The organism is Amycolatopsis sp. PS_44_ISF1 (assembly GCF_032335455.1).
Lineage (GTDB): Bacteria > Actinomycetota > Actinomycetes > Mycobacteriales > Pseudonocardiaceae > Amycolatopsis.
Map to the genome: position 1 here is coordinate 1,304,584 of NZ_JANUXO010000001.1, position 23,978 is coordinate 1,328,561.

Genomic DNA, 23,978 nt, shown 5'->3' on the forward strand with positions numbered 1-23,978 from the left:
TATGCAAGCCACCCCCGAGCACAGCGCCGGCGAGGCTCCCGAGGTACCCGCCCCGACGGCCCGCCCCGGCCCGGCCGCCTGGGTGCTGCTGCTCCCCGTCAAGTTCTACCGCAAGGCGATCTCGCCCTTCCTGCCGCCGGCCTGCCGCTTCTACCCGAGCTGCAGCGCGTACGCAGTCGAAGCCCTGACCCGGCACGGGGCCGGCCGGGGCTCCTACCTCGCGCTGCGCCGGCTCCTCCGCTGCGGCCCGTGGACGCCACCCGGCCGCGACCCGGTCCCCGAGAAGTTCTCGTGGCGACACCGCATGCCTGAAACACCGATCGAGGAGTAGCTCAGTGCTCGATTTCATCTACTACCCCGTGTCCTTCATCCTGTGGTGTTGGCACAAGGTCTTCGGTTTCGCGTTCGGCGACGCCTCGGCCATCTCCTGGATCCTCGGCATCATCTTCCTGACGTTCACCGTCCGCGGCATCATGTTCAAGCCGTTCGTGAACCAGGTCCGGTCGATGAAGAAGATGCAGGACTTCGCGCCGGAGATGAAGAAGGTCCAGAAGAAGTACGCGAACGACCGGCAGCGCCAGGCGCAGGAGATGCAGAAGCTCCAGCGCGAGCACGGCGTCAACCCGCTCGGCAGCTGTCTTCCGATGCTTCTCCAGATCCCGGTGTTCATCGGCCTGAACCACGTGCTCCGCGCGTTCACCATCCAGCCCGCCGGTGGCGGCGCCAAGACGGAGAACTACTTCTTCAGCCAGACCGACGTCAACTCCTACGTCAGCGCGAAGCTGTTCGGGGTCAACCTCGGCGAGGCCGTGAACAACGGCGTCGGCGTCGTGAGCGGCGGCGCCGGCGGCAGCGGCTGGCACTGGAACGTGCTGCCGGTCGCGCTGCCCCTGATGATCGTCGCGGCCATCGCCACGCACCTCACCGCGCGCCACTCGGTGGCCCGGCAGAACGCCGCGTCGGCCACCTCGCAGACCGCGATCATGAACAAGCTGACCATGTACGTCTTCCCGCTCGGTGTGCTCGTGTTCGGTGCGCTGTTCCCGCTCGGCCTGCTCTTCTACTGGCTGGCGAACAACGGCTGGACCCTGATGCAGCAGCGCCTCGTCTACACGAAGATCGACAAGGAAGAGAAGGCGCGCAAGGAAGAGGCCGCGGAGAAGCGCGCGTCGCTCGGGCCGAAGCCGGGCCAGAGGCCGGCCGCGCCGAAGGTCGGTCAGAAGCCGGTCCAGCAGAAGCGCAATCAGCCGTCCGGCAACGGACAGCAGCGGAAGGTGACCAAGGCGGGCTCGGCCCACGGTTTCGCGCAGACGGCCACCGCGGCCGGTGTCGAGAGCAAGCCGGCGGTCACGCCGGAAACCCAGACCACTCCGTCCGAGCCGGCGAAGCAGCCGGCCCAGAACGGATCGAAGGAGAACGGCACCGGGATGCCGGGGCTCCTCAAGGACTCGAACAGGAAGTCGGGCCGGAAGCGTCGCTGACGTCGATCCGGTTCGGAGAGGAGACGAATGATGTCGGAGACGGTCGACACGATCGAAGCCGATCAGGACGACGCGGGCGTGGCCGAGACCGCTGCCGCTCCCGCGGAGAAGCAGGGAGGTGCCGACGACACCCTCGTGCAGGAGGGTGACATCGCCGGCGACTACCTGGAGCGCTTGCTGGACCTGCTCGACTACGACGGGGACATCGACCTCGACGTCGAGGCCGGTCGCGCCATCGTGAGCATCGACGGCGGTGAGGATCTGGAGAAGCTGGTCGGTCCGCGCGGCACGGTGCTCGAGTCGCTGCAGGAGCTGACCCGCTTGGCGGTCCAGCAGGAGACCGGCTCGCGCAGCCGCCTCATGCTGGACATCGCGGGCTGGCGCGCAGACCGCCGTGAAGAGCTTCGCGAACTCGGCCGCTCGACGGCCGAGTCGGTGCTCGCCAATGGCGAGCGTGTGCGCCTGCAGCCGATGAGTCCGTTCGAGCGCAAGGTGGTGCACGACGCGGTCGCGACCGTCAAGGGCGTCACGAGCGAGAGCGAGGGCGAGGACCCGAAGCGGCGCGTGGTGATCTTCCCGGAGGACTGAGGTTCTCCTGTTTGACTGAGCACTGAGCCGAAGCGGCCCGCTGGACACTCGTCCGGCGGGCCGCTTCGTGTTCTGCACCTGATGCGGCGCTCCCCCGCCTCGGCGTCGGAGTGAATTACACGCGTGGCGTTTCACGTGAAACTTCGAGTCTGGGTTACCCACAAGGTCGGACCCAGGAGTGGAGTTGTCCACAGTTGCGGTCTGTCGGCACGATTTGCGCTCGGCATCGGGGACAATCAAACAAGCGCGTTTCACGTGAAACGCGCGGACCGAGGAGTGGGTGTAGTGAGCTTGGACGGCGCCACCGGGACGGTGCGGACCGCGGCGGCAGCAGTGTTTGGAGATCGCGTCGAACGAGCCGCCAGCTACGTCGAGCTACTGGCAACCCATGGGGTCGAGCGGGGGCTGATCGGCCCGCGCGAGGTGGAGCGGTTGTGGGATCGGCACGTGCTGAACTCCGCCGTCATCGGTGAGCAGATCCCCCAGGGCGCCAGCGTGGTCGATGTCGGATCGGGCGCCGGACTTCCGGGTGTGCCGCTGGCCATCGCCCGACCGGACCTCGCTATCGTTCTCCTGGAACCGATGGCCCGCCGGATTGACTGGCTGGCTGAGGTCGCCGAGAAGCTGGAACTCCCGATCACCATCGTCCGTGGACGGGCGGAGGAGCGGTCCGTACGCGAGCAGCTTGGTGGCGCTGATGTCGTCACCGCTCGCGCTGTCGCTCCTCTGGCTCGCCTTGCGGGCTGGTGTCTTCCGCTGGTTCGCCCAGAAGGCCGTCTGGTTGCGCTCAAAGGGGCCAGCGCGGGAGAAGAGATCAGTCGGGACCGCGATGCCGTGCGAAGGGCGGGCGGGGCCGATCCGGAGCTCGCCGAGTGCGGCAAGGCGGTGCTCGAGGTTCCCAGCACGGTCGTGATGATCCGCCGCCTGCCTTCGAAACCGCCTAGGTTCCGGGGCAAGCGGAGCTAGTGCACGAGAACCAGCCACGGCGTTCCACGTGAAACAACGCGGTTCGAACGCCACCGAATCGTCTACCCAGAGGAGGTGTCGAGACCGGTGAATCCCCCACCGTCCGACCCTGCGAACACCGGCCACGAGTTGGGCTGGACGCCGATTGCTGAAGAAGCTGTCCGAGCCGCCAGCGTTCTCCACCCGAAGGAGGGCGCGCTCCCCCGGCCCAACCGGCGACGCGTGCTCACCGTCGCCAATCAGAAGGGCGGCGTCGGCAAGACCACGAGCACGGTGAACCTGGCTGCCGCGCTCGCCGTGCACGGACTCAAGACCCTGGTGATCGACCTTGATCCTCAGGGCAACGCCAGCACCGCGCTCGACATCGAGCACCGCTCCGGGACACCGTCGATCTACGAGGTACTCATCGGCGAGGTGTCGCTCGCGGAGGCGGCAGCGAGCAGCGAGCAGTCGCCCAATCTCTTCTGCGTCCCCGCGACCATCGACCTGGCCGGCGCCGAGATCGAACTCGTCTCCATGGCCAGCCGGGAGACGCGGCTGAAAGAAGCCCTGTCGGACGAGGTGCTCGATCAGATCGGCGTCGACTACGTCTTCATCGACTGCCCGCCGTCGCTCGGGCTCCTCACCGTCAATGCGATGGTCGCCGCCCAGGAGGTGCTCATCCCGATCCAGTGCGAGTACTACGCGCTGGAGGGGCTGGGGCAGCTGCTGAGCAACATCGAGCTCGTGCAGCAGCACCTCAACCGCGAACTCCGGGTGTCCACGATCCTGCTCACCATGTACGACGGCCGCACCAAGCTGGCCGACCAGGTGACCAACGAGGTCCGGAACCACTTCGGCGACACTGTGCTGAAGACCGTCATCCCCCGCAGCGTGAAGGTGTCGGAGGCGCCCGGGTACGGCCAGACCGTGCTCTCCTACGACCCCGGTTCGCGCGGAGCGATGAGCTACCTCGACGCGGCGAAGGAGATCGCGGAACGTGGTGCGAGCGATGGAAGGAGCAACAGCGCATGACTGAGCGCAGAGGAGGGCTGGGGCGAGGGCTCGCGGCCCTGATCCCGACCGGGCCGCCTACCCCGGCTCCCTCCGTCGGAGAAGGCAGCGCCCCGGCCGAGAAGACGGTGCGCGAGGACAAGGGCTGGTTCCCGGCGAACGAGGCGGTGACACCGGCCGGTGGTGAGGTCGCCGGTGCGGTGTACCGGGAGATCCCGGTGGGCTCGGTCAAGCCGAACCCGAAGCAGCCCCGTCAGGTCTTCGACGAAGAAGCGCTGAGCGAGCTCGAGCACTCCATTCGCGAGTTCGGTCTCATGCAGCCGATCGTGGTACGCGAGCTGGGCGAAAACGAGTACGAGCTCGTCATGGGCGAGCGGCGACTCCGCGCGTCGCAGCAGGCCGAGCTGGAGGCGATCCCGGCGATCGTCCGCCAGACCGCCGACGAGTCCATGCTGCGTGACGCCCTGCTGGAGAACATCCACCGCGTCCAGCTGAACCCGCTCGAAGAGGCGGCCGCGTACCAGCAGTTGCTGGACGAGTTCGCGGTGACGCACGAGGAGCTGGCCGGCCGGATCGGCCGGAGCCGGCCTGTCATCACCAACACGATTCGGCTGCTCAAACTGCCCCTCCCCGTCCAGCGCCGCGTCGCCGCAGGCGTGCTTTCGGCCGGGCACGCGCGGGCACTGTTGTCCCTCGATGATCCGGAGAGCCAAGAAGAGCTGGCGGCGCGGATCATCGCGGAGGGCATGTCGGTCCGTGCGACCGAAGAAGCCGTCACGCTGAAGAAGAGCGAGAAGCCGGCCAAGCCGAAGCCCGCTCCCCGTAAGCCGATTCAGGCACCGGGATTGCAGGAGCTGGCGAACCGGCTGTCGGACCGCTTCGACACCCGCGTGAAGGTCGACCTCGGTCGGCGCAAGGGGCGCATCGTGCTCGAGTTCGGCTCGGTGGACGACCTCGAACGCATCGTCGCGCTGATCGACACCGACGGTGGCGGAAAAACGGCGAATCAGACCGAGAAAACCGACTAGGGATCACCCAGGGGCGTTTCGTCACGGTGATGATTGCGCATCGGGGCGACAGGAAGCACCCTGGGTGATCAACGGCGAACCGCCGTTGGTCATCGGAACGAGAGGGGCGGCGATCAGCCGGCGCGGTTGACGGCGCGGGTGACGAGCTCGGCGAACACCGACCCGAGCGACTTCCCCGCGGCCTCCACGGCCATCGGCACGGTCGAGGTCTCGGTGAGCCCGGGCGACAAGTTCACTTCGAGGAACTGCACGGTGCCGTCGGACTTGATGACGGCGTCCGTGCGCGAGATGTCCCGGAGTCCGAGCCACCGGTGCGCGGCGACCGCAAGCTCGCCGACGGCCTTCGAGGCTTCGTCGGAGATCCGCGCCGGAGTGAAGAAGTCCGTCAGCCCGGCGGTGTAGCGCGCGGTGTAGTCGTAGACACCGCTCTCCGGCACGATCTCGACCGCGGGCAGAGCCTCGGCCCCGTTCTCCCCTTCGATGACCGTCACAGCTACTTCAACGCCGTCCACCAGCCGTTCCGCGAGCACGGTGTCCCCGTAGGCGAAGCAGCCGACCATGGCCGCGGGCAGTTCCGTCGCCTCGCGGACCACCTGGGTGCCGAGCGCCGAGCCACCCTGATCCGGCTTGAGGATCAGGGGCAGGCCGAGCCGTTCCACCATCGCGTCGAGCACCGACTGCGCGCCGAGCTCGCGGAAGGTGCTGTGGGGCAGGACGATCCAGTCCGGTGTCGAGAAGCCGGCCTGCTGCACGAAGGCCTTGGCCGTGGGCTTGTCCCAGGCGCGGCGACAGCCCTGCGAGCTGGTGCCGACGAACGGCACGTCGAGCATCTCCAGCACGGTCTGCACCGAGCCGTTCTCCCCCTCGCCGCCGTGCAACGCAACGACCACGGCGTCGGGCCGCTGCGTGCGCAACCGCTCCAGCAGACCGGCGTCGGTGTCCCACTCCTCGACCGCCAGCCCCTCGCTGCGCAACGCGGCCGAAAGCCGGCGACCGGAGCGGAGGGAGACGTCGCGTTCGTGGGAAAGCCCGCCGGCGAGCACGGCAACGGTACGGTCGACCACCGTGGGAACTCCTTAGCTGAGGGTGGACCTGCGGTCGGTCAGACCGTGTCCGGAGACGGGGTTTCTGACCCCGGGATGGTGCGCGCCTTCACGCTACCGAAAGTGCGGCCGAGGTCCATTTCGGACTCCAGCACCGCGGCCAGCCGCCGCACGCCCTCGCGGATCCGCTCGGGCGTCGGGTAGCAGTAGGAGAGCCGCATCTGACGCGAGCCGAAGCCGTCCGCGTAGAAGCCGGTGCCCGAGGCGTAGGCCACGCGCGCGGTGACGGCACGGGGCAACATCGCTTTGGTGTCAACGCCTTCCGGCACCGTGATCCACACGTAGAAGCCGCCGTCGGGGGTGTTCCAGGAGCAGCCGGGGGGCAGGTACTGGTTCAACGCGGACAGCATCGCGTCGCGCCGCTCGCGGTAGTTCTCCCGGAAGGTCTTGATCTGGCCCTTCCAGTCGTGCGTCGCGAGGTAGCGCGAGACGATCATCTGGTTGAACGTCGGTGGGCACAGCGTCGCGGATTCCGCGGCCAGTACGAGTTTCTCGCGCACCGCGTGAGGCGCGAGCACCCAGCCGACGCGCAGGCCGGAGGCGAAGGTCTTGGAGAACGAGCCGAGGTACACGACGTTGTCGGGGTCGATCGAACGCAGCGCCGGGTAGGTCTGGCCGTCGAAGCCGAGTAGTCCGTAGGGGTTGTCCTCGACGATCAGCACCCCGTGCTCGCGGCAGATCTCCACGATCTCCGCGCGCCGCTCCACCGCGAGCGTGACGCCGGCGGGATTGTGAAAATTCGGGATGGTGTAAAGGAATTTGACGCGCTGCCCGGCCTCCTCGGCCTGCCGCAGCGCCTCGCGCAGTCCGTCGGGCACGAGTCCCTGGTCGTCCATGGCGACGTGCACGACCTTCGCCTGGTACGCCGCGAACGAGCCGAGCGCACCGACGTACGACGGTCCTTCCGCGATCACGACGTCGCCCGGGTCGCAGAACAGCCGCGTCACCATGTCCAGGCCCATCTGGGAACCGACGGTGACGACGACGTCGTCCGGGTGCGCTTTGATGCCCTCGAGCGCCATCACTTCGCAGATCTGGTCCCGCAGCATCGGCAGCCCGTGCGCGGAGCCGTACTGGAGCGCGACGAGCCCCTCTTCGGCGATGATCTCGCCGACCTGCGACGACAGGGTTTCCAGCGGGAGCGCGGCGAGGTTCGGCATCCCGCCGGCCAGCGAGACCACCTCGGGCCGGCTCGCCACCGCGAAGAGAGCCCGGATCTCCGAAGCGGTCATCCCCGCGGTGCGCGCGGCGTACCGGTCGAGGTGCGGGTCGAGGTTGTGGCGGCCGGCTGGCGGCTTGGCGGGGCGGTTCTCGGTCATCGACGGCAACCTGAAGGGCTCGGTGGTACCTGCTGGTAGATCCATCGAGTGTAACCGTGGACTCTTCGTGGTCCCCGCCCTTCCGGCGCTCGTCACATCGGCTTATCCTCGGGGTGGCTCTTCCGGTACTGCTCGCGCTTGCGCGGGCGAAGAGGCCGGTGCTGAGTTGTCGGGTGAGGCTTTCAGGAGGTTTCAGGTGTCGCGTCGCGTCGTGGGCGTCACCCTGGACAACCTGGAGCACCTGCCCAAGGGCTGCCGCCAGTGCGTGTATTGGGAGATGGCGCCGCACCTCAAGGCGCAGGCCGAGGAGTTCGGCTCCACCGAGGTCGAGAAGGAGGCCTGGGTCTCCAGCGTGCTGCTGGAGTGGGGCTCCTGCGGCCGCATCGTTTACAGCGACACGCTGCCGGTCGGCTTCGTGCTGTACGCGCCGCCGAACGCCGTTCCCCGCTCGCTTGCCTTCCCCACTTCGCCGCCGAGCGCCGACGCGGTGCTGCTGACCGCCTTCCAGGTCCTCCCCGAGTTCCGCGGCGGCGGCTTGGGACGCATGCTGGTCCAGGCCGTGGCGAAGGACCTGACCAAGCGCGGCGTCCGCGCCATCGAGGCCTTCGGCGACGCGAACCCGGATGAAGCCGACCCGATGGGCCAGCACACGTGCGTGCTGCCGGCGGCGTTCCTGCAGAGCGTGGGCTTCAAGACGGTCCGCCCGCACTCGAAGTGGCCGCGACTGCGCCTGGAGCTGCGCTCGGCGATCAGCTGGAAGGAAGACGTCGAGGCCGCCCTGGAGCGCCTGCTCGGCCAGGTGACGATCACCACGGCCGAGCCCAGCCTCGGGCGCGCCTGACCAGCCATTGAGCAACCGCATGAGCTGTCCTATGCCTGACCTCAGGGCGGTGTCTTTTATCGACAAATCCAGCCCCCAGCTTCCGGCTGAGCTGGCCCGAACAGAACGACTTCGGTCCCCGCCGGACAGCTAAGAGCCCGCGCAATTCCAACTCGTTGACGGTGCCGAACGGCTCCGTGGCGGGCATTTCGACGTTGCAGAGACCGCTTCGCCCACCACCTATAAATCCCCCGTGCTCAGACCCGACGATTACTTTCTGTGCCCGCCCGCGCTAGCCCTCGGGTCACCGCGCGGATCCCCCTGTCCCTCTTCGCGCCCGTTCCATTCGTCGAGTGCCTCGGCTCCCCTCCCAGCTCAGCCCGGCGGTCCCTAGGTCAACTTCATCTCGCCTACGGCCTACCCCCGTCGCCCGCGCGCAGGAGGCGTCACCGCCATCGCGAACTTGGCTGCCACCATGCATATCTCCCCCCGACAATCTCCTCCCTAGCACATTCGCTCCTGTCGGAAAGATCCGATTTCGCGTGCTGTGCACAACTGTGGAAGAAGTGCCGAGTTATCCACAGATTGCAGATAGAGGCCGTGGAAAAGCTGTGGATGACTAGACTGGATCTGGGGACGCCCCCCAGGGAGGGCGGGGGCTGCCCCAAGGTGTGGTGGGTCCAGATGTCGGCGAGCGCAAGGGGTTGTGGCGGAGATGGTGGCGGGCGAAACGGTCGGGGGCTCCGGTTTTGCTGAGGCTGGTGTGACTTGTGGGGCTTGAGGGGGTCGTGCTGATGGGGGGTGGCGGTCGGGCTGGCGTGAATGTGGGGTCCAGCGAGTGAGGAGGGGTGATGGGGTTGATCTTGTGGAGTGGTGGTCGAGTGGGGCTTGGCGCGTGCGGGTGGGGTGGGCTGCGATTGATGGGGCTGACGGCGGTGGTCACGTTGGGTGACTGAAGGGCTGGGTGATGGTGGCGAGTTGCGGTGGGCAGAGACGGTGTTGGTGGTGCGGGCAGCGTAGTGGCGGGTGGGGTGGCCGCGGCGAGAAAACGGGCGGCGGCGAGTTGCGCGGCGGAGTCCGGTAAGGAGTTGGGGCGAGGTAATGGGGGGTGGGTAAATCGGCGCTGGCCCTGGTGTGGACGGTGACGGGGGTATGTCCGGGCCAAGCGGGATGCCAGCGCTGGAGGAGGGCGGCGTAGGGCTTGCGTTGAGTTGCTGGAAGCGAGACTCGACGCGGGAGGCCAGGGGTGTTGAAGCGAGCGGCGAGGCGCGTGTCGGGCTCGGACTGGCGGGGTAGGCCGCTAGGTACAGGAGTGCCGGGAAGTATTCGTGAGCGGTCGAAATCCGCAGTGGACGAACCCCGGAAGCCGAAGTCCGGGGTTGGCTGAAGCCCTCAGAGCCCCAGCCAACCCGCGTGAAGACTCCGGCTACTCGGCCTTCGCGAGTTCGTGCGCCAGCACGTCGGCGAAGGTGAAGGTTCCCGTGGGCTGGTCGCCTTCGCCCAGGAGGTAGAGGCGCTTGACCGCGATCAGGATTCCTTCGGCGACGATGTCGCGGAAGGCGGGGTCGCCCAGGTTGCGGGCGTCGTCCGGGTTGGTGAGGTAGCCGATCTCCACGCGGACCGCGGGGCAGCGGGTGCGGGTGAAGATCTCCCACGTCTTGTAGTGCGTGCGGCAGTCGCGGAGGCCGGTGCGGGCCGCGACCTCCCGCTGGATGAAGCCGGCCAGGAGTTCGCCCACGGTCGAGGTGGTGCCGTTGCCCGTGCCGAAGTGGAAGCTGGCCACGCCCTGGGCGCGCGGGGACGGGTTTCCGTCGCTGTGCAGCGACAGGAACAGGTCTGCGCCGGCGTCGTTGGCGAAGCGGGCTCGTTCGAGCTCCGTGGGGCTGTGGTTCGGGCCCCGGGAGATCAGGGCTTCCATGCCCGTGGCCTGCATGCGGCCTTCGAGCCGGCGGGCGAGGTCCCATGCGATGTCGGCCTCGCGCAGACCACCGGCCACCACACCGAGGTCTTCGCCGCCGTGGCCGGGGTCGATCACGATGCGCTTGCCGCGCAGGCGCGGACCGGCGCGGCGGACCTGCTCCTGCTCGCGCAGGAAGACCGGGCGGCCGCCACGGGCTCGGGGGGACGAGAGGCGGTGCAGCTCACGGATGGTGGCCGGGCCGCAGATCCCGTCCGGGGTCAGGCGCATGTCGCGCTGGAAGGTCATCAACGCGCGGGCCGTCTGCGAGCCGAAGTGGCCGTCCGGGCGACCGGCGTCGAAACCCAGCTCGGTGAGGCGCTCCTGCAGCGCGAAGACGTCGTCACCCTGCACGGGCGAGGAGATCATGTGCGCCAGCGGACGGCTGCCGAGGTGGTAGCTGGCGCCCTTGAGCGCCTGGTACGTCGCCGGGCCCACCACACCGTCGGTGATCAGCCCGCGCCGCTGCTGGAAGGCCCGCACCGCCTGTTCGACCGCCACGTCGAAGGTCTCGTACTGCTCGGCCCCCGTGACCTGGGGCAGCAGGTCCATCCCGGCGAAGATCGCCCTGATTTCGGCGACGTCCGGACCGGTGTCACCGCGGCGGAGTACCCGCATGCACTCCTCGCTCTTCCTAGGGCACCGAAACCAGCTCGATGCGAAACAGAAACCTGGATGGGTGGTAGGCCCAGGCACCCATTGTGCCCTGTGAACTCTCGGTGAGCGCGCAGGCCCGGTGGGTGTGGCCGGTCCCCGAACGTTTGGCCTGCTTCGCAACACGCCGCTGCACCTGCGTGATCATGGCAACGGGAGGCTCACCCGAACGGGCGAGAACCCGGGCCCGCGGGTGGATCACCGCAGGCCCGGGTTCTCAACGGATGGACAGCGCCCGCTCGCTCAGAGCACGTCCGACAGGTCCGAAAGCAGCGCGGCCTTGGGCTTGGCGCCGACGATCTGCTTGACCGGCTTGCCGCCCTGGAACAGGATCAGCGTCGGGATCGACATCACCTGGTAGTCACGCGCCGTGTTCGGGTTCTCGTCGATGTCGAGCTTGGCGACGGTGATCTTCTCGCCGTTCTCGGCCGCGATCTCCTCGAGCACCGGGGCGACCATCTTGCACGGGCCGCACCAGGTGGCCCAGAAGTCCACCAGTACCGGCTTCTCGCTGGTCAGAACGTCGTCGACGAACGACTGGTCCGTCACCTTCACGGTGTTGGTCATCGGTTTCTCCTTCGCGTGGTTGGGAAGATCAGTGGGCGCCGGCGCCGTAGCCGCCGCCGACCAGTTCAGGGGCTTCGTGGGCCTCGGCTTCACCGTGCTCGGCCAGCCAACGTTCGGCGTCGATCGCGGCGCTGCAGCCGGAGCCGGCCGCCGTGATGGCCTGCCGATACGTGCGGTCCACCAGGTCGCCGGCCGCGAACACGCCCGGCAGGTTCGTGTACGAGCTGCGCCCCTGCGTCACCACGTAGCCGTCTTCGTCGACGTCGACCTGGCCCCGCACCAGCTCGCTGCGCGGGTCGTGGCCGATCGCCACGAAGAAGCCGGTCACGTCCAGGGTGCTTTCGTCGCCGGTCTTGGTGTCCTTGACCTTGACGCCCTCGACCTTGCCCTCACCCTCGACCCCGGTGATCTGGGAGTTCAGCTGCCACTTGATCTTCTCGTTCGCGCGGGCGCGCTCAAGCATGATCTTCGACGCCCGGAACTCGTCGCGGCGGTGCACCACGGTGACGGACTTGGCGAACTTGGTCAGGAAGGTCGCCTCCTCCATCGCGGAGTCGCCGCCGCCGGCCACGACGATGTCGTGGTCGCGGAAGAAGAAGCCATCGCAGGTCGCACAGGCCGACACACCGCGACCGAGCAGCTCCTGCTCACCCGGCACGCCGAGGTAACGCGCGGCCGCGCCCATCGCGAGGACCACCGCGCGCGCGGCGTAGCGCCGGCCGTTCGCGACGACGTACTTGACGTCCCCGGTCAGCTCCAGCGATTCGACGTCCTCCGCCCGCAGCTCCGCGCCGAAGCGCTCGGCCTGCTTGCGCATCTCCTCCATCAGATCGGGACCCTGGATGCCTTCGCGGAAGCCGGGAAAGTTCTCGACCTCCGTGGTGGTCATCAGTGCGCCGCCGAACTGGGTGCCCTCGAACACCAACGGTTCCAGCTGCGCCCGTGCCGCGTAGACCGCGGCGGTGTAACCGGCAGGACCAGACCCGACGACGATCAGGTTCCTGATTTCCTCGGCAACCACCCGTGGACCTCCGCTCGTAGTGACCTGTGCATCAGGCTCAACATGATCGTAGGTGGCGGTGTTCCCGACGGTGACGCCCACTACTTACCGAACCATTACCGGCCCGACCAGCGGCTACTTCTTCCCCACGACCCGGTCGAACAGCTTGTCGGCCCGGCCCGGTCCGCAGTCGGCGCCGAAGGCCACGATCCGGTACTGCGCGAGCTCGCCCGTGGTGTACACGACCAGCACGCCGGCCTTGCCGTCCACGTTCACCGGCCGGATGCCCACCGGGCGCACGTCCGGGTCCAGACCGGCCGCGGAGACGCACGCGTCGAGCCGCTGCTCGTCCTGGAGGGGGCCGAAGTCCCGGACCCCCATCGCGCCACCCAGCAGGGTCTCCGCCCCGCGGCCGTCGCCGCTGACGGACGGCGCGGACGGCGCGGACGGCGCGGGGGCCGCCACCCCGGACTCCTGCGGGCGGCCGGGCACCGCGACCGCCACCACGACGATCGCCGCGGCCGCCGCGGTCAGGACTCCGGCGGCCCAGCCGAGCCGCCGGTTGCGCTTCCGCCGTGCGGCCGCGAGGTTCGCCACGGGCGCGTCGCCGGCCGCCGGAGCGGACGGTGCCGGGGCCGGGATCGGGGTGGTGACGGGAAACGGGGCAGCCGGCCGGGCTGAGGTCTCCGCCGCCAGCGCCGCGTCCAGCCGGGCCGCGTACTCGGCCGGCATCGGCGGGGCCGGCTCCAGGGCGAGCGAAGCCAGGTCGGCCGTGGTGGCCTCCAGCGCCTCGATGACCGCAAGCGCTTCGGGATCGTTGTGCACCCGGGGCCACAGCTCGGCGGCCTCGTGCTCGTCCAGGACGCCCGCGTGGAGGTCGGCGAGCAGGTCGACAGACCAGGGCGGGCCGGCGGCCTCGCCGACCCCCCGGCTTTCGTCCGTCATCGTCCCTCCTCGTTCCGCGGCGAGCCTTCGACCCGCCCGGCACTTCGAGACCCCTCCGAAGTGGCGTGCCTGCGTTTGCTTTCGCTAGTTGGGACGCCCCCGTGCGCATCGGGGTTCCGCAGATGCCCGAGAACCTTCGCGAGTTTCCCGCGCCCTCGCGCACACCGGCTCTTCACCGTGCCTTCGGCGATGCCGAGCATCTTCGCCGTCTCGGCCACCGAGTAACCCTCGACGTCGACCAGCAGGATCGGCGCGCGCTGATCCTCGGGCAGTTGCTCCAGCGCGGCGCGGACGAGCAGGCTCGTCTCCTTCTCCGCCATCGAGTCACGCGGTGATGCCGGCTCGTTGAAGCCGGTCTCGGGCAGCGGGACGGTGGGCCGGGCCTGGCGCCGGCGGATGCGGTCGAGGCAGGCGTTGACCACGATCCGGTGCAGCCAGGTGGTCACCTGGGACTCGGCGCGGAAGTTGCCGGCCGCGCGGAAGGCCGAGATGAACGCCTCCTGCAGCGCGTCCGCGGCCTCCTCCGGGTCGCGTAGCGTCCGCAGCGCGACCGCCCAAAGGCGGTCCCGGTGTCGCCGGACCAGTTCACTGAACGCATGCGGGTCCCCGGCGGCGTGCGCCGCTAAGAGATCCGCGTCCGTGGGAGCTGCAGCCGTCACCCGCGAGAGCCTACTGAGTGGGTAAGACGCGTCACCCCGCAGGCAGGAAGCTCAGCTCCCCGATCTGGCTGATGAAGCCGCCGTCGCCGTCGTCCCCCAGCTGGGTGATCCAGACGATGAAGTACTGCCCCTGCGTCGGCTGCTGCAGGGTGAGGGTCGTGTCGGAGGAGTTGAGGTCCCCGGTGCCGACCACCTTGGTGTCGTCGAGCTTGGGGTTCTTGCTGTCCGCCGACCGGATCTCGACCTTCGTGCCCGGGCTGTCGGCGGTGATCTTCACCTGGGCCAGGTTCACCGCGTCGTCGAAGGAGACGACGATGCCGACGCCGGGCTTCAGCACCGGCAGCTGCTGCTGGTACTGGTCGGTGCGCCAGACCGTGCCGGGGTCACCGTCGATCGTGTTCTTCGCCCGCCCGGCGTTGTCCCCCGAGCCCTCCGGGTTGTAGACGGCGGCCGACTTCGGGGTGACCGGATCGCCGAGCTTCGGCTGGGCCGGCGAGGACGGCGGCGCGCCCGAGCTCGCCGGTGGCGCGGCGCTCTGACTGGTCGGCGCCGCGACGTTGATCGTCGGGCCGGTGGCCTTCGAATCACCCTGGAACAGGTTGATCAGCATCAGCCCGCCCCAGGCCAGGATCACCACCGTGGCGACCACCAGCACGGTGACGCCGAAGGCCAGTTTCCGCCGCCGCGCGACGTCCTTCACCGGCTTCTTCGTGGTCCAGAGCGTGCCGTCGGCCGGGGCCTCGTCGCTGTCGCCGACCGCCTTGATCAGCTGGGTGCGCTCCTCCTCGTCGGCCACCTGGCCGAGCACGCGCAGGATCGCCGAGCTGGTCCGGATCCCGCCGTTGCCGCCGTCCTCGATGGTGCGGACGGCCAGCGAGGACAGCTCCGGCGGCACCGCGGGCACCAGCGTGCGCGGCGGCACGACCAGACCCTGCGGGGTCAGCGGGGCCGCGGGGATCGCGGGCGGACCGCCGGGCAGCGCCCAACGACCGGTGAGCAGCAGGTAAAGGACCGCGCCGAGCGCTTTCACGTCGTCGCGCAGCGTCGCCTCCGGCAGCGGGCCGGGGAACGCGAGCTTCAACGCGCCGTTGGGCGTGAGCCGCAGGCGCTGGGGGTGATCGAGCCCGAGGACCAGGCCGTTCTGGTGTGCGTGCTCCACCGCTTCGGCCAGCGCCTGGACCATCCGCGCGGCCGCGGCGGGGGCCACCGGCCGCTGCGCGACGAGGTCGACCAGGTCACTGCCCTTGGTCCACTCCGCCACCACGACGCCGAGCAGACCCTCGCTCGAGGTGACCCCGCTGCCGAGGCTCAGCACGTCGAGCACCCGGGCGACGCCGCCGTGCCCGAACTTCGACGCGTGCGCCGCGCGCTCCAGCGTCCGCCGGGCCAGCCTCGCGGCCTCCGGGTCGGCCGGGTCCCCCACCAGCAGGGTCAGCGCGACATCACGCTTGAGCTGCCCGTCTCGTGCCCGCCACAGGTGCGCGGCGGCTCGTTCGTCCACCCCGAACTGCGCGAGCAGGCGATACCGGCCGTCGCCGACGACCCGGCCCGGGGCCAGCGAGCCGCCCTGGGCGCGTACGCCCGATCGGCTGGCCTCCCCTGCCTGTTCGCTCCGTCTCGTGTCCACCGCTTCTCTCCCGCGTCGCGCTCCCGGACCGAGGATACCCGGACAAGGCCTGGGACAAGCGTCGTCACTCGTGAATCAATCGTTACCCGCGCTTGATCAAACGGGTGATCCTGGACGAGGCGGGCTTCAGCTCCTCGACCTTCAGGGCCATGAGCACCCCGAACGAAACGGTGATCCCGACGATCCCCTGCAGCAGCAACTTGATCCAGGCCTGCAGGGTCACGCCCAGCGAGTCGGGCACGATCTGGCCCACCAGCCACGCCGCGGCCACCCCGAGACCACTGGCGACGACCGTGAACAGGATCACGCCGATCACCCGCTTGCTCCGCAGGTTGCCCAGCGTCACCCAGAGCCACACCTGGCCGAGGATCGCGCCGACCACGAAGGTCAGCGCGTTGACCATCATCACGCCCAGCACGATGTTGTCCGAGGTCAGCACCACCGGGCACAGGTACAGCAGCGGCACCTTGACCAGCGTCATCACGATCATGATCAGCGTCGGCGTGCGGGCGTCCTTCATCGCGTAGAACACCCGCATCTGCAGCATCACCAGCGCGTACGGCAGCAGCGCGAAGGCCGAGATGGCCAGCGCCTCGCCGAGCCGCTCCGCACTCTCCAGCGAGCCCTTGCCGAAGGTGAACAGCGCCACGCCGATCGACGAGCCGACGATGGTCATCACCGCCGAGATCGGCACGAGCATCACCGTGGAGATCCGCGAGGCGTAGGACAGGTCGCCGATCAGCTTCTTCGTGTCGCCGTCCGCGGCCGCGCGGCTCATCCGCGGCATGATCGCGGTGAGCAGCGAGACGCCGATGACGCCGTACGGCAGCTGGAACAGCAGCCACGCGTTGCTGTACGCGGTGACCCCGCCGGGCGTGCCCTTGGTCAGCACCCGGGTGGTGACCGTGTAGCCGACCTGGCTCACCGCGACGTAGCCGACGATCCACAGCGCCAGCCCGCCGAACTCCTTCATCCGCCGGTCGAAGCCCCAGAGCCACTTCGGCCGGAAGCCCGACCGCAGCAGCGGCGGGATCAGCATGAACGCCTGGGCCACGATGCCGGCGGTCACGCCGAGGCCCAGTGTGAGCACCTTCGGGTCGGTGATGGACGGGTGGACCTCGTCGATGCCGCCGGGCATCACCCAGACCACCAGGATGGTGAAGATGACCACCATGTTGTTGACCACCGGCGCCCACGCCGTGGGGCCGAAGATCTGCTTGGCGTTCAGCACCGCCGAGAGCAGCGCGAACACCCCGTAGAAGAAGATCTCGGGCAGCAGCAGGTAGGCGAACGCCGTGGTCAGCTGCGGGCTGGCCTTGCCCGAGGAGTCGACGTAGAGCGAGGTGAACGCGGGTGCCGCGATCACCGCGACCACCGTGCCGATCAGCAGCAGCGTGACCGCGACCGTGAGCAGCCGCTGGGTGTAGGCCTCGCCGCCGTCCTCGTCGTCCTGCGAGCGCACCAGCAGCGGCACGACCACGCTGGCCAGCACCCCGCCCATCAGCAGCTCGAAGATGATGTTCGGCATCGTGTTGGCGACGTTGAACGAGTCGTTGGAGATGCCCGCGCCGATCGCCGCCACCAGCAGCAGCTTCCACAGGAAGCCGGTGACACGGCTGATCAGCGAGGCGATCGCCATCCGCCCGCTCGCCTTGGCCAGCGAAGGCGACTTCGCCGGGGCGATCGGCTGCTCGCCGGTGGTCTCGACCCCGGGCGGACGCGCCAGCGGCGCGTCTTTGATCCGCGGCATGACCTGCGTGGCCAGCGCGTCGTACGGGCGCAGCACGTCCGGGTCGGCGGTCGGCCAGCGCGAGGCGGCCATCGGCACGCCGGCGGTGCGCGGGATGAACCGCGTCGCCTCCGGATCGCGCAGGGCCTCCTCCTGCCACGGCCGGATCGGCGTGCCCGGGCGCGGTCCGCGGCCGCGGTGCGGCGGGGGCATCGGGCCGGGCGAGACCGGCTGCGGTCCCGACGGCGGCCCCGTGACCGGCGGCTGCGGGACCGGTCCGGACGGCACGGGCGCCGAAGGCTGGGGCAGCGGGCCCGGTGGCTGCGGAACCGGTCCGGACGGCACGGACCCCGACGGCCTCGGCCCGGACGGCTGCGGCAGCGGCGGCCGTCCCTGCGGTGGTGGCACCGGTTGGCGACGGGTGGGCGGCGGCCCGGCCGGCTTGCGCGGCGGGGCACCCTGGCGACCCTGCGGGGGCGGCGGCGGGACCCGGCGCTGCGGCCGCTCCTCGGGCACCGGCATCTGCCGCGTCCGCCCGTTGGCGGGTGGCGGCTGCCGTCGGTCCGTCGGCGGCTGGCCCTGTGGCGGCGGCTGGCGGCGGCGGCGCGGCGGCTCACCCCGCTCGTCGCGCCGCGGTGGCGCGCCTTCGCGCCGAGGACGGCCCGCACGCTCGGGTGGTAAGCCCGGCTCTTTGTCCAACGCGTGCCCAATCCTCGTGCTCGGGGTCCCTGCCGTTGTGGCAGTGGTCGACCCAGGGTAATCGCCGAAGGGGCCGCGCACTCGGTCCCCCGCAGGACCGGGTGGGAAAAATCAGCCGGCCTTGCGGCTCTCCTTGATCCTCCGGTAGATGCGGCGGGAGGCCAGCAGCAGCAGCGCGGCCCCGGCCACCACGGTGAAGATGATGGTGATCGGGCCGTACTCGGTGGAGGTCAGCTCGAACCGCGCGGGCGTGCCGAGCGAGGTGCCGGTGGGCGTGGTCAACGACACATCGACGCTGAGCAGGCCGGCGCGCAGGGCTTCGATCTGCAGGTACTTGTTCTGCCCGGCATGGGCCGGGAACGGCGTCTGCTGGGGGGCCAGCGGCCGGATGCCGATGTTGTTCTTCAGCGCGATCTGCGCGGTGATGCCCACCGGCAGGTCGTTGCGCACGTACACCGGCAGCGGGGACGAGCCGGAAGCCAGCGCGATCGTCTGCTTCGGCTGCTCCACGGTCACCTGGTTGCGGATCGCGCCGAGCTCGGCGTTGGCGTTCGCCACCGCGGCGTCCGGGGCGGCGGACTGCCACGCCGTCGACGCGCCGCGCACGATCGCGTCACGCACCGGCGCGACGATGGCCTCCGGTTGCACCCGCGCGGTGGTGTCCACCCGCATAGCCGACAGCAGACCCGAAGCCTGGGTGTCGAGCGTCGAAAGCGCTTCGGGATCACCGGTCGAGGCGGGCTGGTCGCGGGAGCCGGCCGAGAGCGAGGCGGTGCCGGTCGCGTCGGCCTGCAACTGCGCGGTCAGCGGGGCACCGGTGGCCAGACCGTCGGCGAAGTAGGCGCCGAGCTGGTCCAGGAAAGTGGTCAGCTCGGACGTCGGCGCGGTCCAGCGGCGCGGCGGCGCGACCAGCAGGCGGGCGTTCGGCTTCGTGTCCGTCCGGCCGAGACCCGCTTCGAAGGCGATGGCGGCGAGGCCGTTCTGCCCGGAGATCGCGGGCTGGGAGGCGGCGCCGACGGTGGTCGGGAACTGCGGGTTCGGCGGGGCACCGGTCATCGCGGCGGCGATCAGCCCGTCGATCGGCTGGGCGCGCTGCCCGCTCGGCGACAGGGTGACGGCGCCGGAGATCGGGGCCTTCGCCTGGAGCTTCGAACCATCGGTGAGCACCGTGGTGAACCCCGCGCCGGCCATCGCGATGAGCGCCTGCGAGTCCGGCGTCCCGTCCGGCCACAGCACGCCCTCCTGCGGGCGGACGCCGAGCAGCCGCTGGATCGTCGCGGCGCCGCCCAGCGCGGATTGGAGCAGGTCCGGGTCGGCCCCGGTGGCGGAGTGCACCTTGCCGAGGGTGGTGAGGTCGGCGTCGGCGAACGGCATGGTCACCACGCAGCGGCCCTTGACCAGCGCCTGCAGCGAGGACAGCCAGTCCTTCGCCGCGCCGCCGCCCGGACCGGGGGCCCCGCCGACGACGTAACCGCGGGTCATCGCATCGACGGTCTGAAGCAGGTCCGGATCGATCGCGAAGCACAGCGAGTCACGGACGCGGGGGTTGTTCTCCTGGGCCGCCCGCGCGGCGGAGACCAGGGAGTACAGCCGCCCGTCCGGCTTCAGCTCCTTCTCCAGCGTGTCGTCGGAGAGGGTCAGCTGGCCGCCGTAGGGCGACGAGAGCACGTGCGGCGTGCTGTCGGTGATCGGCCAGAGCACGCTGACGTTCGCGCGCTTGGCCGCCGGCGGGTTCGCCTTGCCCCCGGGCGCCGAAAGCACCGGCATCAGCAGGCTGACCGCGGCGAGCCGGGCGGCCCCGCCGAACTCCGGCGTGCCGTTGACGTTGACCAGCATCGGGTAGACCCCGGGCTTGGACAGGGTCCGGCCGTTGAGCGGGACCCGGATGTCGAAACGGGCGCTCTGGCCCGGCTCCAGCGCTTCGGTGAGCGTGCTGAAGTCGGTCAGCGGGGTGTCCTGGGCCTGCTCGCCCGACAGCACGCCGGTCACCGCGCGGTCGCTGGTCAGCCGCTCGCCGACCTGCAGCCGGGCCTGCGGGCGCGTGATCCGCCGGTCGCCGATGTTGCGCACGGTGCCGGACACCGTGAGCAGGTCCGAGTCGCCGGTGACGACGCGGGGGCTGAGCTGGGTGAGGTCGATCCGCAGCCGCGGGGGCTCCGGGTTCGGCTCGTCCTGCGCCCACGCGGGCGCGCCGAACAGCGCGGCCACTGCGAAGAACAGCAGGGACAGGAAGAAGGCGGCCGGCCGCTTCACTCGGGTGCTCCCTCTCAGGCGCGGTCGTCGTGCGCGAAAAGTTCTTTGGCCTTGCGGACCAGCTTGCGCTCGTCCGAATAGGCGAGAGTGTGCTCCAGCTCGGCCAGCGGGACCCAGGCGACCTCGGTGACCTCGACGTCCTCGTCCGAGAGCTCGCCCCCCGTGGATTCGAGCAGGAAGTGGTGCACGGTCTTGTGCACCCGCCGCCGTTCGGCCACGAACCAGTAGTCGATGGTGCCCAGCGGGCGCAGCACCCGCGCCGAGATGCCCGTTTCCTCCCGCACCTCGCGCACCGCGGTCTGCTCCACCGTCTCACCGTCCTCGATGTGGCCCTTCGGCAACGACCACAGCAGTTTGCCGTGCCGGTCGAGCCGCCCGATCAGCGCGGCGTGCTCCCGGCCGGGGTCGACGACCAGCCCGCCGGCCGAGGTCTCGTCCACGGTGGTCAGCCGCCGGCCGCGCTGGCGCCTGCGCCGCCGTCGCGGCTTGGGCGCTCCGGCGCGGCCGGAAGATCCAGGCATGCTGCGATGCTAGAGCAAACGGTTGCCCGGGTACGCTGGCTCTCTCGTGTCCGTGTCCGACGGTGCCCGTAGTACGGGCACCACTTCCGTGGTGGGATCGAAGTGAACAACCTGGTCGCCCAGCAGAACGCGGTGACGGAGCTGATGCGTGTCTCCCCCCTGGCCGACGAGCTGGCGGAGCGCTTCGTCCGCGCCGGCCACCGGCTGTACCTGGTCGGGGGCAGCGTCCGTGACGCCATGCTCGGCCGGCTCTCGGCCGACCTCGACTTCACCACCGACGCCCGGCCCGACCGCGTGCTGCAGATCGTCGGCGAGTGGGGCGACGCGGTGTGGGACGTCGGCATCGCCTTCGGCACCGTCGGGGTGACGAAGAAGGGCATGACGCTCGAGATCACCACGTTCCGCGCCGACAACTACGACCGGGTGGGCCGCAACCCGGAGGTCACCTTCGGCGACAGCATCGAGGGCGATCTGCTCAGGCGCGATTTCACCGTCAACGCGATGGCGATCGACCTGGCCGCCAAGACGTTCATCGACCCGCACGGCGGTCTCGACGCGGTACGGCTGAAGGTGCTCGACACCCCCGCGACCCCGCAGGAGTCCTTCGCCGACGACCCGCTGCGGATGCTGCGCGCGGCCCGGTTCGCCGCGCAACTGGGCTTCGGGCCCGCGCCGCGGGTGGTCGAGGCGATGACCTCCATGGCGGGCGAGATCACCCGGATCACGGCCGAACGCGTGCAGACCGAGCTGTCGAAGCTGCTGCTGGCCGACGACCCGCGCCCCGGCCTGGAGCTGCTGGTGGACACCGGCCTGGCCGACCACGTGCTGCCCGAGCTGCCCGGTATGCGCCTGACGATCGACGAGCACCACCAGCACAAGGACGTCTACCAGCACTCGCTGACCGTGCTCGCGCAGGCGATCGGTCTGGAGCAGCGGCACGAGCCGAAGTCGGAGCCGGACCTGGTGCTGCGGCTCGCGGCCCTGCTGCACGACGCCGGGAAGCCGGACACCCGGGAGTTCCAGCCGGGCGGCGGAGTGACCTTCCACCACCACGAGGTGGTCGGGGCACGGATGGCCCGCAAACGTTTGCGGGCGTTGAAGTACTCGAAGGAGATCGTCGAGGACGTCTCCCAGCTCGTGTTCCTCCACCTGCGGTTCCACGGGTACGCGAACGGCGAGTGGACCGATTCGGCCGTGCGCCGCTACGTGACCGACGCCGGCGACCTGCTGACCCGGCTGCACAAGCTGGTCCGCGCCGACTCGACCACGCGCAACCGCAAGAAGGCGGCGGCGCTGCAGGCGACGTACGACGACCTCGAGGTGCGCATCGCCCGGCTGAAGGAGCAGGAGGACCTCGACCGGGTCCGGCCCGACCTCGACGGCAACGAGATCATGCGCCTGCTGGGGCTCGAACCGGGCCCGGAGGTCGGCCGCGCGTGGAAGTTCCTCAAGGAGCTGCGGCTCGACCGCGGCCCGCTGGACCACGACGAGGCCGTGGCCGAGCTGAAGCGCTGGGCCGCCGCCGAAGGGCTCTCCGGAGGGAAATGATCTCGCGCTCCGGGCACGGTTGATCACCCTGGGGTGAGCTCGGCGAACAAGAGTCGAATTCGTGATCGAGAATCGGCCCGCAACCCCGTTCGGCCTCTGGATCGAGCCGTGGTGGCGGGTGATACTCGCTGCCCGGTGCGCCGTCGTGGGCGCGCCCCGAGCCGGGGAGATCGATGGCGGCACAGGCGTCCGGAGACCGCTCGGAACGCAGCTCGAGCTTCCTCGTCACCCTGCTGCGGCGCGGCACGCCCGCGCTGGCGACGGCGACCACCGGGTTGACCGACGAGATCGCCGACCCCACGCCGGTCCGGGCGCTGAAGCGGATCTCCCGCATGACCGGCCCGGTCGACGTGCGGTACAACGACGGCCTGATGCTGCGGGCCGCGCGGTACGTGGTGCTGGTGCCGCTGGCCTACCGGATCGTCGCGGTGCCCGGCGCGTTCGGCGCCTTCGTGGCGGCGCACGGGACCCGGGACGCGCTGCCGGTCGGGCTGGTCGCGCTGTGCTCGGTGCTGATGAGCGTGTTCGGCCTGTTCTGGATGCTGCGCCGCGCCCCGTTCCGCAGTGACCGGGCGGCCCGGCTGCTGATCGCCGACCTGGTCATCACCATCGGGTTCCAGCTCGTGATCGGGCTGAGCGTGCCTTCGGCGGTGTTCCACGACGCGCTGGGCGTGGCCGACAAGCACCTGCTCGGGGACGTCGCGCTGCTCACGCTGGCCGTCGGCATCCCGTCGGGCATCGGGCTGGGCCTGATCAGCCTGCCCGTGCGGCTGCTTTCCGACTGGCTCAACCGCGGCTCGGCCGACTTCGCGCAGGCCTGGTCGCTGTACCCGACCATGTTCGGCGTGCTGTTCACCGGGATCGGCGGGCTGATCCTGCTGGGCCTCGGCATCCGGCTCGCGCTGGCCTACGGGATCCGCAACGGGCGGCTCGCCGAGCGCGCGCAGCAGCACCGGATGCTGCACGACACCGTGCTGCAGACGCTGGAGGCGATCTCGCTCGGCGGGGCCGGGGACGCCCGGGAGCGGCTGGTCGAGGTGCAGCGACTGGCCCGCGCGCAGGCGATGGAGCTGCGGCAGACGATCGAGACGGCCGCCGCGGAGCGGGCCGAGGAGGGCTCGCGGCCGCTGGGCGAGAAGCTCGCCGCGCTGGCCGCGGAGATGGCGCGCGACGGCCTGCGCGCTCAGCTCGTGATCTCCGAACTGGACAACGACACGCTCACCGAGGTCCGCCAGATCGCGATCCGCGACGCCGTGCGCGAGGCCCTGCGCAACACGATGAAGCACGCGGGGACCGACAAGGTCGTGGTGCGGGTGGAGGAGCGGGAAGGCGGCATCGCGGTGATCACCCGCGACCACGGCACCGGCTTCAGCGCCGAGTCCCGCCCGGCCGGGTTCGGCATCAGCGAGTCGATCACCGCGCGGCTGGCCGAGGTCGGCGGCACCTCGCTGGTCGAGTCGACCCCGGGCAGCGGCACGCGGGTGACGCTGTGGGTGCCGTTCTGAGCCGGGGCCTGCTAGA

The 23,978-nt window shown here is 70.1% G+C and carries 20 protein-coding genes; 9 read left to right on the forward strand and 11 right to left on the reverse strand.

Annotation, left to right across the window (positions count from 1 at the left end; all coding sequences use genetic code 11):
- Position 1: 1 nt before the first annotated feature.
- From yidD to NYF13_RS05925, 6 genes are all read left to right on the forward strand, one after another.
- Entirely contained in the window at positions 2 to 331 is a 330-nt protein-coding gene (gene yidD, locus NYF13_RS05900; protein WP_315654662.1) for a membrane protein insertion efficiency factor YidD, read from the forward strand.
- 4 nt (positions 332 to 335) lie between these two features.
- Positions 336 to 1,481, forward strand: coding sequence for a membrane protein insertase YidC (yidC, locus tag NYF13_RS05905; RefSeq protein WP_315654663.1), 1,146 nt, complete (start codon positions 336 to 338; stop codon positions 1,479 to 1,481).
- A 30-nt stretch (positions 1,482 to 1,511) separates the two neighbouring features.
- Positions 1,512 to 2,069 carry a R3H domain-containing nucleic acid-binding protein gene (locus tag NYF13_RS05910; protein ID WP_315654665.1) on the forward strand — a complete coding sequence of 186 codons (558 nt, stop codon included), beginning with the start codon at positions 1,512 to 1,514 and terminating at the stop codon, positions 2,067 to 2,069.
- A gap of 285 nt (positions 2,070 to 2,354) precedes the next feature.
- Positions 2,355 to 3,035, forward strand: coding sequence for a 16S rRNA (guanine(527)-N(7))-methyltransferase RsmG (gene rsmG, locus NYF13_RS05915; RefSeq protein WP_315654667.1), 681 nt, complete (start codon positions 2,355 to 2,357; stop codon positions 3,033 to 3,035).
- A gap of 87 nt (positions 3,036 to 3,122) precedes the next feature.
- The gene (locus NYF13_RS05920; RefSeq protein WP_315654669.1) at positions 3,123 to 4,049 is read left to right on the forward strand and encodes a ParA family protein; all 927 of its coding nucleotides are present in this window, start codon (positions 3,123 to 3,125) and stop codon (positions 4,047 to 4,049) included.
- On the forward strand, positions 4,046 to 5,056 hold the full coding sequence (locus NYF13_RS05925) for a ParB/RepB/Spo0J family partition protein (RefSeq protein WP_315654671.1): 1,011 nt from the start codon (positions 4,046 to 4,048) through the stop codon (positions 5,054 to 5,056). Before NYF13_RS05920 ends, NYF13_RS05925 begins: the two co-directional genes overlap by 4 nt.
- Before the next feature lie 113 nt (positions 5,057 to 5,169).
- On the opposite strand, the gene NYF13_RS05930 is transcribed toward NYF13_RS05925, so the two are convergent.
- Both NYF13_RS05930 and NYF13_RS05935 read right to left on the reverse strand, forming a co-directional pair.
- The gene (locus tag NYF13_RS05930) at positions 5,170 to 6,120 is read right to left on the reverse strand and encodes a D-alanine--D-alanine ligase (RefSeq protein ID WP_315654672.1); all 951 of its coding nucleotides are present in this window, start codon (positions 6,118 to 6,120) and stop codon (positions 5,170 to 5,172) included.
- A 38-nt stretch (positions 6,121 to 6,158) separates the two neighbouring features.
- The gene (locus NYF13_RS05935; protein WP_315654673.1) at positions 6,159 to 7,478 is read right to left on the reverse strand and encodes a PLP-dependent aminotransferase family protein; all 1,320 of its coding nucleotides are present in this window, start codon (positions 7,476 to 7,478) and stop codon (positions 6,159 to 6,161) included.
- A gap of 196 nt (positions 7,479 to 7,674) precedes the next feature.
- On the opposite strand from NYF13_RS05935, the gene NYF13_RS05940 reads away from it, so the two are divergent.
- Positions 7,675 to 8,319 (forward strand): GNAT family N-acetyltransferase, encoded by a 645-nt coding sequence (locus NYF13_RS05940; RefSeq protein ID WP_315654674.1) that lies wholly within the window; start codon positions 7,675 to 7,677, stop codon positions 8,317 to 8,319.
- A gap of 1,405 nt (positions 8,320 to 9,724) precedes the next feature.
- Here the strand turns inward: NYF13_RS05940 and NYF13_RS05945 are convergent.
- The 9 genes from NYF13_RS05945 to NYF13_RS05985 form a co-directional block, all read right to left on the reverse strand.
- On the reverse strand, positions 9,725 to 10,873 hold the full coding sequence (locus NYF13_RS05945) for an N-acetylmuramoyl-L-alanine amidase (protein ID WP_315654676.1): 1,149 nt from the start codon (positions 10,871 to 10,873) through the stop codon (positions 9,725 to 9,727).
- A gap of 279 nt (positions 10,874 to 11,152) precedes the next feature.
- On the reverse strand, positions 11,153 to 11,476 hold the full coding sequence (trxA, locus tag NYF13_RS05950) for a thioredoxin (protein ID WP_315654678.1): 324 nt from the start codon (positions 11,474 to 11,476) through the stop codon (positions 11,153 to 11,155).
- A gap of 28 nt (positions 11,477 to 11,504) precedes the next feature.
- Positions 11,505 to 12,497 (reverse strand): thioredoxin-disulfide reductase, encoded by a 993-nt coding sequence (trxB, locus tag NYF13_RS05955; protein WP_315654679.1) that lies wholly within the window; start codon positions 12,495 to 12,497, stop codon positions 11,505 to 11,507.
- Between the two features lie 114 nt (positions 12,498 to 12,611).
- Positions 12,612 to 13,421, reverse strand: a complete 810-nt coding sequence (locus tag NYF13_RS05960) for a hypothetical protein (protein WP_315654681.1) — start codon at positions 13,419 to 13,421, stop codon at positions 12,612 to 12,614.
- Complete coding sequence (sigM, locus tag NYF13_RS05965; RefSeq protein ID WP_315654683.1) at positions 13,418 to 14,080, reverse strand: RNA polymerase sigma factor SigM; 663 nt, start codon at positions 14,078 to 14,080, stop codon at positions 13,418 to 13,420. The genes NYF13_RS05960 and sigM overlap by 4 nt, the downstream gene beginning before the upstream one ends.
- 31 nt (positions 14,081 to 14,111) lie before the next feature.
- Positions 14,112 to 15,707, reverse strand: a complete 1,596-nt coding sequence (locus tag NYF13_RS05970; protein ID WP_315654685.1) for a protein kinase family protein — start codon at positions 15,705 to 15,707, stop codon at positions 14,112 to 14,114.
- A gap of 82 nt (positions 15,708 to 15,789) precedes the next feature.
- Positions 15,790 to 17,649 (reverse strand): murein biosynthesis integral membrane protein MurJ, encoded by a 1,860-nt coding sequence (murJ, locus tag NYF13_RS05975; RefSeq protein WP_315654687.1) that lies wholly within the window; start codon positions 17,647 to 17,649, stop codon positions 15,790 to 15,792.
- Between the two features lie 597 nt (positions 17,650 to 18,246).
- Positions 18,247 to 20,388, reverse strand: coding sequence for a DUF6049 family protein (locus tag NYF13_RS05980; RefSeq protein ID WP_315654689.1), 2,142 nt, complete (start codon positions 20,386 to 20,388; stop codon positions 18,247 to 18,249).
- 14 nt (positions 20,389 to 20,402) lie between these two features.
- Positions 20,403 to 20,909 (reverse strand): NUDIX hydrolase, encoded by a 507-nt coding sequence (locus tag NYF13_RS05985; RefSeq protein ID WP_315654690.1) that lies wholly within the window; start codon positions 20,907 to 20,909, stop codon positions 20,403 to 20,405.
- Positions 20,910 to 21,011: 102 nt separating this feature from the next.
- On the opposite strand from NYF13_RS05985, the gene NYF13_RS05990 reads away from it, so the two are divergent.
- Together NYF13_RS05990 and NYF13_RS05995 are read left to right on the forward strand one after the other, a co-directional pair.
- A complete protein-coding gene (locus NYF13_RS05990; RefSeq protein ID WP_315654691.1) occupies positions 21,012 to 22,457 on the forward strand; it encodes a CCA tRNA nucleotidyltransferase in 1,446 nt (481 codons plus the stop codon).
- A gap of 173 nt (positions 22,458 to 22,630) precedes the next feature.
- The gene (locus NYF13_RS05995) at positions 22,631 to 23,962 is read left to right on the forward strand and encodes an ATP-binding protein (RefSeq protein ID WP_315654692.1); all 1,332 of its coding nucleotides are present in this window, start codon (positions 22,631 to 22,633) and stop codon (positions 23,960 to 23,962) included.
- The last annotated feature ends 16 nt before the right edge of the window (positions 23,963 to 23,978 follow it).

What these genes read in the sequence shown, in the direction of transcription:
- trxA (WP_315654678.1), bottom strand. Translation starts at nt 11,476, where the DNA reads ATGACCAACACCGTGAAGGTGACGGACCAGTCGTTCGTCGACGACGTT.
- NYF13_RS05935 (WP_315654673.1), bottom strand. Translation starts at nt 7,478, where the DNA reads ATGACCGAGAACCGCCCCGCCAAGCCGCCAGCCGGCCGCCACAACCTC.
- yidD (WP_315654662.1), top strand. Translation starts at nt 2, where the DNA reads ATGCAAGCCACCCCCGAGCACAGCGCCGGCGAGGCTCCCGAGGTACCC.
- NYF13_RS05910 (WP_315654665.1), top strand. Translation starts at nt 1,512, where the DNA reads ATGTCGGAGACGGTCGACACGATCGAAGCCGATCAGGACGACGCGGGC.
- NYF13_RS05985 (WP_315654690.1), bottom strand. Translation starts at nt 20,909, where the DNA reads ATGCCTGGATCTTCCGGCCGCGCCGGAGCGCCCAAGCCGCGACGGCGG.
- murJ (WP_315654687.1), bottom strand. Translation starts at nt 17,649, where the DNA reads ATGCCCCCGCCGCACCGCGGCCGCGGACCGCGCCCGGGCACGCCGATC.
- NYF13_RS05995 (WP_315654692.1), top strand. Translation starts at nt 22,631, where the DNA reads ATGGCGGCACAGGCGTCCGGAGACCGCTCGGAACGCAGCTCGAGCTTC.
- NYF13_RS05925 (WP_315654671.1), top strand. Translation starts at nt 4,046, where the DNA reads ATGACTGAGCGCAGAGGAGGGCTGGGGCGAGGGCTCGCGGCCCTGATC.
- NYF13_RS05960 (WP_315654681.1), bottom strand. Translation starts at nt 13,421, where the DNA reads ATGACGGACGAAAGCCGGGGGGTCGGCGAGGCCGCCGGCCCGCCCTGG.
- NYF13_RS05945 (WP_315654676.1), bottom strand. Translation starts at nt 10,873, where the DNA reads ATGCGGGTACTCCGCCGCGGTGACACCGGTCCGGACGTCGCCGAAATC.